Consider the following 12,354-nt stretch of genomic DNA (forward strand, 5'->3'; position numbering starts at 1 on the left):
GAGCGCGTGCCCCTTGAATAGCCGCTTAAGCCCCTCTGGAAGTGCTCCAGCACGCTCTCCGTCTGGGAGAGGACTCTCCCCCCTCAGCCGGCCCTGGGTGCCTTCCAGCTGCCGCTCCGGCCGGAGCGTCCGTATCGAACAGCCCAACAAAAAAGCCCCGCCGAAGCGGGGCTTTTTTCATTTGAAGGGGAGGGGGTCAGACGGCGATGCGCTCGGCGCCCGCCATGGGCTCGCGTAGCACGTAGCCGCGACCCCAGACCGTCTCGATATAGTTCTTGCCGCCGGAAGCGTTGGCCAGCTTCTTGCGCAGCTTGCAGATGAAGACGTCGATGATCTTCAGCTCTGGCTCGTCCATGCCGCCATAGAGATGGTTCAGGAACATCTCCTTGGTGAGCGTGGTGCCCTTGCGGAGCGAGAGCAACTCCAGCATCTGGTATTCCTTGCCCGTCAGGTGCACCCGGGCCGCGTCCACCTCCACCGTCTTGGTGTCGAGGTTGACGATCAGGTCGCCGGTCTGGATTACCGATTGGGCATGGCCCTTGGACCGGCGGACGATGGCGTGGATGCGCGCCACCATCTCGTCCTTGTGGAAGGGCTTGGTGAGGTAGTCGTCGGCGCCGAAGCCGAAGCCCTTCACCTTGTCCTCGGTGCCGGCGAGGCCGGAGAGGATCAGGATGGGCGTTTTCACCTTCGCGACCCGGAGGCTGCGCAGGACCTCGAAGCCCGACATGTCAGGCAGGTTCAGGTCCAGGAGGATGATGTCGTATTCGTAGACCTTGCCGAGGTCGACGCCTTCTTCCCCGAGGTCCGTCGTATAAACATTGAAGCTCTCGGACTTCAGCATCAGCTCGATGCTTTGGGCCGTCGCACTGTCGTCCTCGATGAGCAAGACGCGCATGGCAATCCCTTTCCTCGCACCAAGTCGAAAGGCGGCAGACCGCCTTCCACGTGCTCAGGCCACAGTGTGATTCGCGATACGGATGGAGAATCGATAACCGAAACGAATTCTACCGCACAAGAGAGGTGCCGAAAAACTTTGTGCATCGCTTTGGAAGACTAGACGTCACGCCATGCACAGAGGTTTTTTGCACTCCTTGACCCTATCGCCACACTGCCCCAAGCCCGGGAGCCTCGGCCGATCTTCGAGAAAGAGAGCGAGAGCAGGCTTTCCCGCTTCGCACTGCCCCCGACGCATCGTCCGAACCATGGAGGCATCATTAATGAAGGCGGTAAACGATTGGTTTCCACGCGGAGCGCGCGGCAACTTTTTCGTCGGAAGTGGCGGGCGGTAAGGAAAGGGCAACCCGTCTGCGCCATGCTCTATGGGAAGGGCCCTTTCCGGGCCGGTGTCTCCTCGTGTGCTTCGGAGTATTGCGTTCCATGAAGTCGCGTGAACCCCTGATCCGCGCCAAGCGGTTCCAGACCGAGGATGCGCGCCGCCGCCTCGCACAGATCGACGGCATGATCGCCGAGTTCGATCGCATGGCCACCGAGCTTGAGCGCGACATTGCCTCCGAAGAGGCGCGCTCCGGCATCACCGATCCCCGGCATTTCGCCTATCCGCCGCTCGCCGCCGCCGCGCGGCAACGGAAGGAGAACCTCGCCCGCTCGGCGCAGGATCTGCGCGCCCAGCGCGACGAGGCGTTCGATGCCTTCACCGAGGCGGAGGCCCAGCTTCACCTCGCTGAAGCTGCGGGCGAACGCGAGCGCGCGGCCGAGAACGAAGCCATCGAGCGGCGCGCCGCCTGGCGCCAGAGCGAGCCCGCGCGCCTCTGAGGGCGCCGGGGCCTGCCGCTGCATATTTGCCCGCAGCTTTCATCTGCGGCGTGAACATGATTAAATCTCAATAGGATAGAAGTGGCTGCGCAGTTGGCGCCGCAGCGGCGGCCGTCGCCCCTTTTCGGCAAAGGCGGGCGACCTCGCGCAGCGCTTTAACTTGGTTAATTTCTTTTGTTAACGCAATAGGTTGGGGCGCAATCCTGAAGCTGGAATGGAGGCATGATGCCGCCGTCCGGCGTGGTGGCGTTCCTGCCGGACCGGGTGGGCCGTGACCGATCCCGAAGGACTGAAGGATCTTCTCGTCGCCGCTTCAAGCGGGGACCGGGCTGCGTTCGCGCGGCTCTATGGGCTCACAGCCCCGCGCCTCCATGGCATTGCCTTGCGCATTCTCCGGCAGGAGGATCTCGCGGCCGACGCGCTGCGGGCCGCCTTCGTCCGGCTCTGGCACGAGGCAGCATCTCTGGCGGGTGAAGATGATATTCTTACTCTTATGGTTGCGCGGGTGCGGCGCGAGGCGCTTGATGCGGCGCGCGCACGCGCTGAGAGCGGCCTGTCGCTGGAGCCTTTCGAGGTTGAGGAGGAGGTAGAGGACCCGCTCGCCAGCGACGTGCGCAGCCCTGAACTCGGCCGCCTGCTGAGCTGCCTCGGCCAATTGTCCGAGGAACGCCGTCGCATGGTGCTCCACGCTTATTATGACGGCTGGAGCAAGGAAGCCCTCTCCATTTATTGCGACGCCCCGCCCCATGCGGTGAACACCTGGATCTGGCGCAGCATCGCAGAGCTCGACGTTTGCCTGGGGCCATGAACGCCATGGAGGAGCTGCGCCGCACCGCCGCCGAATATGTGCTGGGCACGCTCGATGCGGACCAGCGGGCGGCCGTGCGCGAGTGGATGGCGGCCGACCCGGACTTCGCCGCCTTGGTGCGCCTGTGGGAAACGCGCTTCGCGCCGCTCCACGAACTCTCCGCCAGCGCACGACCCCCCGCCGGCCTGCTGGACGAAATCCTGGCCGCTCTACCGTCTGCCGAAACGGTAGCTGAGTCGGAATCGCAGGCTGATGACGCCATCATCGCATCGCAGCCGGAGCCCGGCCCGGTTTCGCCGCCCGAGGCTGAGCCGGTGTCCACGCCCGAGCCTCCTGCGGAGACGGCGGACGGGCAGGGCGCCAGCGGACCCGTTCCCGTTGTGCTGGCCGCCGAGGAGAAGCCGGAAGTTGTGGCGGCCGAAGCCGCCGAGGCGGAGCTTGAGGTGCCCGACCAGTCGCGGCCGGAATCTCCCGAGCCCGACGCTGAGGTTTCCGTTCCGGAAATTCCGGTGATGGAGGAGCGGCCGGACACAATCGAGGAGGCGAAGGACACGCCGCAGGCCGAGGCACCTGCTGTCGAAGCGCCGGCGCTTGCCTCCGAAGCCCCGCTTTTCCCGCCGGCTCCCCGGGGTCCTCCGCCGGAGCCGATCCCGGAACCTGCGGAACCGCGCAATCCCTGGCGCGTGCTGAGCGGCGTGCTCATGCTGGCGATCCTTCTGGGCGGCACGGCCCTCGTTTATCGGGAAATCCACCGGCCGATCGAGAAGCCCGCGCCACCCCCGCCGGCCGCGCCGCCCCCGGCGCCCGAAGTGAAGCAGAGCAACGGCCCGGATTTCTTCGCCGTACTCCATCCCCAGCCCATGGACGGGGTCGCCCTCACGCTGGATCCGGACACGAGCGAGGTGGCGGTGCTCCAGCTTCCGGCCGCCGCGCCGGAGGGCATGCGCTATAACCTCTGGGTCACGTCGGAGGCGCTGGGGACGCGGCGCATCGCCATGTTCCGGGAGACCGGGACGATCCGGTCCGAGGAATTGTCATCCATCGGCCGGGCGGGGCTCTCCGATGCCATGCTGCGGCTGACGCTGGAGCCGGAGGCGCTGGACACCTCCGAGCCCACCGGCGAGACGGTCTTTTCCGGCAAGGCGGTGCCGCAATAGGCGCGCCGTTCCATCGCAGCCCGCTTTCGTGCATAAGGCCGCTCGCATGATTTCCCGCCGGATTTCCCCATGACCGCCGCCGTCGCCGTCCAAGATGCCGTCAAGACCTTCGGCCCCCACCGGGCGCTTGCCGGAATCTCGCTGGACGTGCAGCCGGGCGAGCTGGTGGCGCTGCTGGGTCCCTCGGGCTCGGGCAAGACCACCTTGCTGCGGGTGGTGGCGGGGCTTGAGGAACTGGATTCGGGCTGCGTGAGGCTGGATGGCGTGGACGCGTCCACGGTGCCGGTGCGCTTTCGCGGCATCGGCTTCGTGTTCCAGCACTATGCCCTGTTCCGGCACATGACGGTCGCAGACAACATCGCCTACGGCCTGCGCTCGCGCCAACGCGCCACGCGCCCGCCCGAGGCGGAGGTCCGCCGGAAGGTGGAGGAGCTGCTGGTCCTGATCCAGCTCGAAGGCTTCGGTCGGCGCCTTCCGGCCCAGCTCTCCGGCGGCCAGCGCCAGCGCGTGGCGCTCGCCCGCGCGCTCGCCATCGAGCCCAAGGTGCTGCTGCTGGACGAGCCCTTCGGGGCGCTCGACGCGCTGGTGCGCAAGGAATTGCGCGCCTGGCTGCGCCATCTGCACGAGCAGACCGGCCACACCACCTTGTTCGTCACCCACGACCAGGAGGAAGCGCTGGAACTGGCCGACCGCGTTGTGGTCATGAGCCAGGGCCGCATCGAGCAGGTGGGCACCCCCGACGATGTCTATGACCGGCCCGCCTCTCCGGAGGTGTTCGGCTTCATGGGGGAATCGAGCCGGTTCGAGGTGGAGGTGTCCGAAGGGCTGGCGCGCGTCGGCGGACAGGTGGTGGCGGCCGCCACCGAGCCGGTGGCCGACGGCCCCGGAATGCTGTTCGTGCGGCCCCACGACATCACCGTCTCAATGCCCGGCACGCCGGGAGCGGAAGGGACCGTGCTGGGCTTCCGCCGCCACGGCGCGACGCGCCTTCTGGAGGTGGAAGTGGGCGGCGGCCGGGTCGAGGCCAATATCGCCCCCACGGTGCGGGTGCCCAACGGCGCGAAGGTTTCGGTGCGGCTCGACCGGGCGCGGCTGTTCCCGCGCGCGGGCGGGGCGGTGGACTGCCGCCCGCCGCGCGCCCATCAGGTGGGCGAATACGCCATCTGAAGTTTGCGCTGCGGCGACGCTGAGCTTGCACTTCGCCCCTCGGCGAGGGTATCGGAACCCGGCGCCCCGCGCCGGACGCGCCGCGAGGCGGCTTCCCGGTGCCGAGGGCCTTGGGAGGTCCCATGAGCGACGACCCTCTGTCCCCGCGGCCCGTCGACCGGGCGCTGGACCCGTCCTTCCGTTTCGGCCAGTCCATGGAGCCCAATTATTCCGGCGCCACCTCGTTCCTGCGCCGGCGCTACGCCAAGGATGGCGGCGGCGCGGAAGTCGTGGTGTGGGGCATCCCCCTCGACGTCACCGTCTCCAACCGCCCCGGCACGCGCTTCGGGCCCCGGGCGATCCGCACCGCGTCCGAGATCATGGACGGTGACCCGTTCTACCCCTTCAACATCGACCCGTTCGAGCAGATGGAAGTGGCGGACGCCGGCGACTGCGTGTTCGATTACGGCCTGCCTTACAGTATCCCCGGCGCCATCGAGGCGCAGGCCAAGGCGCATTATGCGCGCGGCAGCCACCTCGTGACCCTGGGCGGCGACCATTTCCTCACCTATCCCATGCTGAAGGCCCTGGTGGACCGCATCGGCGAGCCCGTGGCTCTGGTGCAGTTCGACGCGCACCAGGACACCTGGGACGATGACGGCACGCGGGTCGACCACGGGACCATGATCACGCGGGCGGTGAAGGACGGTCTGCTGCGCGTCGACCGCTCGGTGCAGGTGGGCATCCGCACCCACGCGCCCCAGACCTTCGGCATCGACGTGGTGCACGGCTTCGTGGCCGGAGAGATGGGGCCGCGCGCGCTCGCCCAGCACATCATCGAGCGGGTGGGCGATGCCCCCGTCTACGTGACCTTCGACATCGACGCCCTCGACCCGGCCTTCGCCCCCGGCACCGGCACGCCGGTCTGCGGCGGGCTGACGTCGCGGGAGGCCATCTCCTGCCTGCGCCTTCTGGGCGGCCTCAATTTGAAGGGCTTCGACGTGGTCGAGGTCTCCCCGCCCTATGACCATGCGGAGATCACCGCGCTGGCGGGGGCGAGCCTTGCGGCCTGCTATCTCGGCCTCCTCGCCGAGCGCAAGGCGAAGGGCCTTTCCCTCAAGCCTTAGGCTCACGAAAGGCTGGGTAATGGCCACAGCGCGCTACGCGTTCGTTTTCCCCATCGCGGCGGTCAGCCTCGCCGCGGTGGGTTCGTTCCTGCACATCGAGGTCTCGGACCTCATGGCGGTCGTCTCCACGGTGCTGCTGCTGGGCACGGCCTTCTCGGCCGTGCAGCACGCCGAGCGCATGTCGGCAAGGCTCGGCCAGCCCTACGGCACCCTGGTGCTCACCTTCTCGGTGACGCTCATCGAGGTGTCGGTGCTGGTCTCGCTGATGATGAACGGCACCAACAACCCGACCCTGGCACGCGAGGCGGTGCTCTCGACGGTGATGTTCGTGCTGACCGGGGTGGTGGGCATCTGCCTGCTTCTCGGGGGCCTGCGCCACCATGAGCAGGAGATCCGCCAGCAGGGCGTCGCCGGCTATCTCTCCGTCATCATCGCCATCTCGGTCCTCGCCCTGATCCTGCCCGACCAGACCTGGGCGGGCCTGCAGGGGGCGACCACCCAGGTGGACGTCATCTTCATCATGATCGCCGTCGTGCTGCTCTACGGCTCGTTCCTCTTCATGCAGACGGTGCGCCACAAGGCGCATTTCCTGGAAGGCGAGGAGGAGGCGCACAGCCGGCCGACCGGGCGGCAGACGCTCGTCGCCGTCGTTTTCCTGCTGCTCAGTCTTGTGGGCGTGGTGTCGCTCTCGAACCATGTCGCCGGCGGGGTCGAGCATCTGCTCTCCCAAATGCCGCTGGCGGATCCCGATGCGGTGATCGGCGCAGTAGTGGTGGCCATGCTGCTGCTGCCGGAGACCATCACCGCGGTGCGGGCGGCGCGGCGCAACCATCTCCAGCGGGCGCTGAACACCGCGCTTGGCTCGGCGCTGGCCACCATCGGCCTCACCATGCCGGCCATGGTGGCCATCGGCTTCATCATCGACAAGCAGGTGGAGCTCCGGCTTGAGCCCGAGGACCGCGTGCAGCTTCTGCTGGCGCTGATCCTCTCCGTCGTCAGCTTCGGCACGGGGCGCACGAACGCGCTGACCGGGCTCGTGCATGTGGTTCTGTTCCTGGTCTATGTGATGACCCTGTTCTCCCCTTAAGGCGCGGCGATAGGCGGCGGGGGAGGGGCGGTGGACACCGCGCGGGCGTGGTGGCATGGTCCGGCCAGATCGAGCGAGGCAAGGTCCCGTGAAAGAATTCCTGCTTTATATCTTCGCCTGGTGGCAGAAGGCGACGCCCGGCACGCTGCTGTGGACCCGCCGCTACGGCGAGCTGGTGGGCGAGGACGAATTCGGGAATCGCTATTACCGCACCCGCAACGGCGAGATCGACCCGACCCTCGGCTTCGAGCGCCGCTGGGTGCTCTATAACGGCTATGCCGAGGCGAGCACGATTCCTCCCGGCTGGTATGGCTGGATGCATCACCGCACCGATGTGCCGCCGCCCAGCGACACCTACACGCCCCGCGTTTGGGAGAAGCCGCACCGGCGCAATTATACCGGCTCGCCGCAGGCCTATCGGCCCAAGGGCTCGGTTCTGGCCGGCCGCGCCCGGCCGCGCGTGACGGGCGACTACAAGGCCTGGACGCCCGGCGAGTAATCGCCCGGCCGCAAGGTCATCAGGCCAGCGCGCCGTCCTCCGCCCTCGCAAGGCCGCAATGCGGGTGTTAACGGGCCTGACGGGGCGCTCCCAGCCCCGGAGCGCCACGGCGCTTTCCGGCCATGCACGTCTCAGGTCCGTCCCTTCATGGCGAAGTCCCGTTCCGCGCTTTTCCTGATCCTGGCCATGGTCGCTGCGGCGCCTGCGTCGGCGCAATACAACGTGCCGGTCCAGTCGGCCCCGCTCGCCCCGCCCGCCGGCATTCCCAGCGCGCCGCCCGCGGGCATGTCCACCACGGCCCCGCCGCCTTCCGGCCGCCAGCAGCCGCCGCCCGGCGCGCCGCGTCCCGGCGCGCGTGATGCCTTTCCGGGCCCCGCGCCCGCGGCGCCGCCGCCCACGACCACCACCGCCGCGCCACCCGCCGCGGGAACACCGTCCCCGGCCGGCGCGCCCGGCGCGGACAGCGATGTTGTTGTGGTGCAGCCGCCGGCCGAGAAGATCGCAAACCCCACCGCCGTCTATGCCGGGCTCGATAAGATCACCGGCCGCATCACCTCGTTTGAGGTTGGCATGGGCGAGACCGTTCAGTTCGGCGCGCTCCAGGTGACGCCGCGCGCGTGCTACACGCGCCCGCCCACCGAGCCGACCAATACGACGAGCTTCACGGAAGTGAACGAGATCACCCTGAAGGGCGAGGCGAAGCGCATCTTCACCGGGTGGATGTTCGCCTCAAGCCCCGGCCTTCACGGGGTGGAGCACCCGATCTTCGACGTCTGGCTGACCAACTGCAAGGCAACGCCGCCGTCCACGGTCAAGTCGGCGGGCCAGAAGTAGAAGTCGCCTTCGGCGTCCAGCGCCTGCTCCAGCATGCGGTGATATTGCCGCCGGCTCACCTCGACCGCGCCGAAGCCGGAGAGGTGGGAGGTGACGAACTGGGTATCCAGCAGCCGGAAACCGCCCGCCTTCAGCCGCGCCACCAGATGGACGAGGGCCACCTTGGAGGCGTCCCGCTCGGTGTGGAACATGCTCTCCCCGAAGAACGCCCCGCCGAGACGCACCCCGTAGAGCCCGCCCACGAGACGCCCGTCTCGCCAAGCTTCCACCGTGTGGCAGCGCCCGCGCTGGAACAGCGCCCCGTAGAGGGCGCGGATGCGGGTATTGATCCAGGTCTTGCTCCGGCCTTCCTGCGGCGCCGCGCAGCCGTCGATGACCCCGTCGAAATCGCTGTCGATGCGGATCTCGAACCGCCCTGAGCGCACCGTGCGGGCGAGGCGTGCGGGAATGTGGAAGGCGTCCAGCGGAATGATGCCGCGCCGCTCCGGCTCGATCCAATAGAGGCCGGGATCCTCGGCGCTCTCGGCCATGGGAAAGATACCGCAGGCATAGGCCTTCAGCAGCACTTCGGGCGTGATCTCGACGATATGGTCGTGCGGTCGGCTCATGGCGTCATGACATTAGCACGCGCGGGGCGGCGGGATGTGGCGCTTTGACGCCGGGTTGCAAGGGCAACCTCACGAGTTGGCTCCGCGCCTTGTCCGGCGTGGTCCGGAGCCTCGGCGGAGAGCTGCAGATTCCACGTAGTCTTTTTGTCATGGACGCGCTGTACTGCCTTGTAAAGCTACACAATACCTCTTCCACCGTTGCGAGCGGGACCTGCCCATGCTCTTCCAGCCTGCCGCCGTCGGCAACGCCCCCGCCTCGGTCCGCCCCCGTTTCTTCAGCGCTTTCGACCTCTTCGCCTTCGCCGTCGTGTTCGGCCTGCTGGCCATGTTCACCCATGGCACCGAGCAGGCCTTGATCCCGATCAGCCAGATGGAGCAGACGCCCATCTCGCTCGATCCGTCGTCGCTGCCTGAATACGCGTTGCGCACCACGCTGCGCATGCTCGCGGCCATCGTCGCCTCGCTGATCTTCACCTTCATCTATGGCGCGATCGCGGCCAAGAGCCGGCGCGCGGAGATGGTGCTGATCCCCATCCTCGACATCCTCCAGTCCGTGCCGGTGCTGGGCTTCCTCTCCTTCACCGTGCTGTTCTTCATGGGCCTGTTCCCGGGTCAGGTGCTGGGGGTGGAGTTCGCGGCGGTGTTCGCCATCTTCACCGCCCAGGCGTGGAACATGACCTTCAGCTTCTACCAGTCGCTGAAGACATTGCCGCACGACCTCGAGGAGGTGTCGGAGAGCTTCCACCTCACCGGCTGGCAGCGCTTCTGGCGGCTGGAAGTGCCGTTCTCCATGCCGGGCCTGGTGTGGAACACCATGATGTCCATGTCCGGCGGCTGGTTCTTCGTGGTGGCCTCCGAGGCCATCACCGTGGGCTCCACCACCATCACCCTGCCGGGCATCGGCGCCTACGTCTCCACGGCCATCGACCAGCGCAACCTCACCGCGGTCGCCTGGTCGGTCTTCGCCATGCTGATCATCATCCTGATCTACGATCAGCTTCTGTTCCGCCCGCTGGTGGCGTGGGCCGAAAAGTTCCGCTTCGAGCAGTCCGCCGGCGCCCCGCCGCCCAAATCCTGGGTGCTGGACCTCGTCAAGCGCGCCCATCTTTTCCAGTTCGTTCTCTCTCCCCTCGGCGCGCTGGCGCGCACCCTCGGGCGCATGCCGCTGGCCTTGCCGGTGCCCGTGCCGCGGCAGGTGGGGGCGGCATGGTCCAGCAAGACCATGGACAAGATCTGGACGGGTCTGGTCATCGCCGCCGCCTGCTACAGCGTGTGGCTCATCGTGAAATTCGTGGGCAGCGAGGTGGCGCTCTCCGAAGTGTTCCACGTGGTCTGGCTCGGCTTCCTCACGCTCATCCGCGTGGCGGTGCTGATCTTCCTCGCCTCGCTCATCTGGGTGCCCATCGGCGTGTGGATCGGCCTGCGCCCGAAGGTGGCGACCGCGGTGCAGCCCGCCGCCCAGTTCCTCGCGGCCTTCCCGGCCAACATCATCTTCCCGTTCGCCGTAGTGGCCATCGTCCATTTCGGGCTCGACCCGAACGTCTGGCTCTCGCCGCTGATGGTGCTGGGCACCCAGTGGTACATCCTGTTCAACGTGATCGCCGGCGCGAGCGCCTTCCCCACCGACATGAAGGAGGCCGCCGCCTCCTTCCACATCCGGGGCTGGCACTGGTGGACCAAGGTGATCCTGCCCGGCATCTTCCCCTATTACGTGACCGGCGCGCTCACCGCCTCCGGCGGCTCCTGGAACGCCTCCATCGTCGCGGAGGTGGCAAGCTGGGGCAACACCACCCTGCGCGCCGAGGGCCTCGGGGCCTATATCGCCGATGCCACCACGGCGGCCGATTATCCGCGCATCACGCTCGGCATCGCCGTCATGTCGCTCTATGTCATCGCCTTCAACCGCACCCTGTGGCGCCCGATGTTCTCGTTCGCGGCGCGCCGGCTGCGCCTCGATTGAGGAGACCGCACGATGCTCGAAACCACCGCTCCCGCAGCCGGTCCGCTGCTCGAGGTCTCCCATGTGGTCCAGTCCTATCGCAAGGGCGATGGCAACAACCGCATCCTGGTGCTGGATGACGTCTCCCTCTCCATCAAGGAAGGCGAGATCGTCGGCCTGCTGGGCCGCTCCGGCTCGGGCAAGTCCTCGCTCCTGCGCATCATTTCCGGCCTGACCGAGCCTTTCGCCGGCGAGGTCATGTGGCGCGGGCAGAAGATCGACGGGCCCGCCAAGGGCATCTCCATGGTCTTCCAGACCTTCGCCCTCTTCCCCTGGCTCACCGTGCGCCAGAACGTGGAGATCGGCCTGGAGGCCATGGGCATCGACGCCGCCGAGCGCCGCAAGCGTGCCGAGCAGGCCATCGACCTCATCGGCCTCGGCGGCTTCGAGAGCGCCTATCCCAAGGAATTGTCCGGCGGCATGCGCCAGCGCGTGGGCTTTGCCCGGGCGCTGGTGGTGCATCCCCGCCTCATGCTCATGGACGAGCCCTTCTCGGCCCTCGACGTGCTCACCGCCGAGACCCTGCGCACCGACATCATCGATCTGTGGATGGAAGGGGCGCTGCCCATCAAGTCCATCCTCATCGTCACCCATAACATCGAGGAGGCGGTGCTCATGTGCGACCGCGTCCTCATCTTCTCCTCCAATCCCGGCCGTGTGGGCTTCGAGATGCCCATCACCTTGCCCCATCCGCGCGACCGCCAGGCGCCGGAGTTCCGGGCGCTGGTGGAGGAGATCTATGCGCGCATGACCAATCGCGACGGCCCCGGCGCGCCGCTCCACACAGGCCCCGCATCCCATGCGGACGTGACGCTGACCACGCACCTCACGCCCATCTCCACCAATATCCTCGCCGGCCTCCTCGAAGAGTTGGCGGACCCGCCCTATAACGGCCGGGCCGATCTGCCGGAACTGGCCGACAGCCTGCATTTGCCGGCGGACGAACTTTTCCCCGTGGCCGAAACCCTGTCCATGCTGCGCTTCGCCGACGTGGCCGGCGGCGACATCCTCATCACCGATCTCGGCCGCGAATTCGTGGGCGCGGACGTGGAGCCGCGCAAGAAGCTGTTCGCCAAGCAGCTTCTGGCCCACATCCCGCTCGCCGCCCATATCCGCCATGTGCTGGAGGAGCGCCCGAGCCACAAGGCGCCCTGGTCGCGCTTCGCCGACGAGCTTGAGGACCACATGTCCGAGGACTTCGCCGAGGAGTGCCTGCGCGCCGTGGTGAGCTGGGGCCGCTATGGCGAGACGTTCGTCTATGACGAGCAGACCCGGCAGTTCAGCCTGGAAGAGGAAGAGTGAGGCGCGGTAGG

At 67.5% G+C, this 12,354-nt stretch carries 12 protein-coding genes; 10 read left to right on the forward strand and 2 right to left on the reverse strand.

Going from position 1 to position 12,354, the window contains the following annotated elements; all coding sequences use genetic code 11:
* Positions 1-196 precede the first annotated feature (196 nt).
* Positions 197-898 carry a response regulator transcription factor CtrA gene (gene ctrA / locus ABLE91_RS19485; RefSeq protein ID WP_348933505.1) on the reverse strand — a complete coding sequence of 234 codons (702 nt, stop codon included), beginning with the start codon at positions 896-898 and terminating at the stop codon, positions 197-199.
* A 482-nt stretch (positions 899-1,380) separates the two neighbouring features.
* Between ctrA and ABLE91_RS19490 the strand changes: the two genes are divergently transcribed.
* The 8 genes from ABLE91_RS19490 to ABLE91_RS28975 all read left to right on the forward strand — a co-directional run bounded on the left by ABLE91_RS19490 (position 1,381) and on the right by ABLE91_RS28975 (position 8,434).
* Entirely contained in the window at positions 1,381-1,776 is a 396-nt protein-coding gene (locus ABLE91_RS19490; RefSeq protein ID WP_348933507.1) for a flagellar export protein FliJ, read from the forward strand.
* A 271-nt stretch (positions 1,777-2,047) separates the two neighbouring features.
* Positions 2,048-2,584 carry a sigma factor-like helix-turn-helix DNA-binding protein gene (locus ABLE91_RS19495; RefSeq protein WP_348933508.1) on the forward strand — a complete coding sequence of 179 codons (537 nt, stop codon included), beginning with the start codon at positions 2,048-2,050 and terminating at the stop codon, positions 2,582-2,584.
* Entirely contained in the window at positions 2,581-3,741 is a 1,161-nt protein-coding gene (locus tag ABLE91_RS19500) for a hypothetical protein (RefSeq protein WP_348933509.1), read from the forward strand. The genes ABLE91_RS19495 and ABLE91_RS19500 overlap by 4 nt, the downstream gene beginning before the upstream one ends.
* Before the next feature lie 69 nt (positions 3,742-3,810).
* Positions 3,811-4,908, forward strand: coding sequence for a sulfate/molybdate ABC transporter ATP-binding protein (locus tag ABLE91_RS19505; protein WP_348933510.1), 1,098 nt, complete (start codon positions 3,811-3,813; stop codon positions 4,906-4,908).
* 122 nt (positions 4,909-5,030) lie between these two features.
* Complete coding sequence (gene speB, locus ABLE91_RS19510; protein ID WP_348933512.1) at positions 5,031-6,014, forward strand: agmatinase; 984 nt, start codon at positions 5,031-5,033, stop codon at positions 6,012-6,014.
* A 19-nt stretch (positions 6,015-6,033) separates the two neighbouring features.
* Positions 6,034-7,101, forward strand: a complete 1,068-nt coding sequence (locus ABLE91_RS19515) for a calcium:cation antiporter (RefSeq protein ID WP_348933514.1) — start codon at positions 6,034-6,036, stop codon at positions 7,099-7,101.
* 88 nt (positions 7,102-7,189) lie between these two features.
* Entirely contained in the window at positions 7,190-7,600 is a 411-nt protein-coding gene (locus ABLE91_RS19520; protein WP_348933516.1) for an NADH:ubiquinone oxidoreductase subunit NDUFA12, read from the forward strand.
* Between the two features lie 147 nt (positions 7,601-7,747).
* Entirely contained in the window at positions 7,748-8,434 is a 687-nt protein-coding gene (locus ABLE91_RS28975; protein WP_510181975.1) for a DUF2155 domain-containing protein, read from the forward strand.
* Here ABLE91_RS28975 and aat read toward each other — a convergent pair.
* Positions 8,344-9,042 carry a leucyl/phenylalanyl-tRNA--protein transferase gene (aat, locus tag ABLE91_RS19530; protein ID WP_348933518.1) on the reverse strand — a complete coding sequence of 233 codons (699 nt, stop codon included), beginning with the start codon at positions 9,040-9,042 and terminating at the stop codon, positions 8,344-8,346. The genes ABLE91_RS28975 and aat overlap by 91 nt on opposite strands.
* Positions 9,043-9,259: 217 nt before the next feature.
* Between aat and ABLE91_RS19535 the strand changes: the two genes are divergently transcribed.
* The gene (locus ABLE91_RS19535; protein WP_348933520.1) at positions 9,260-11,002 is read left to right on the forward strand and encodes an ABC transporter permease; all 1,743 of its coding nucleotides are present in this window, start codon (positions 9,260-9,262) and stop codon (positions 11,000-11,002) included.
* Positions 11,003-11,014: 12 nt separating this feature from the next.
* On the forward strand, positions 11,015-12,343 hold the full coding sequence (locus ABLE91_RS19540; RefSeq protein WP_348933522.1) for an ABC transporter ATP-binding protein: 1,329 nt from the start codon (positions 11,015-11,017) through the stop codon (positions 12,341-12,343).
* The last annotated feature ends 11 nt before the right edge of the window (positions 12,344-12,354 follow it).

It is taken from the genome of Aquabacter albus (genome assembly GCF_040049275.1).
Lineage (GTDB): Bacteria > Pseudomonadota > Alphaproteobacteria > Rhizobiales > Xanthobacteraceae > Aquabacter.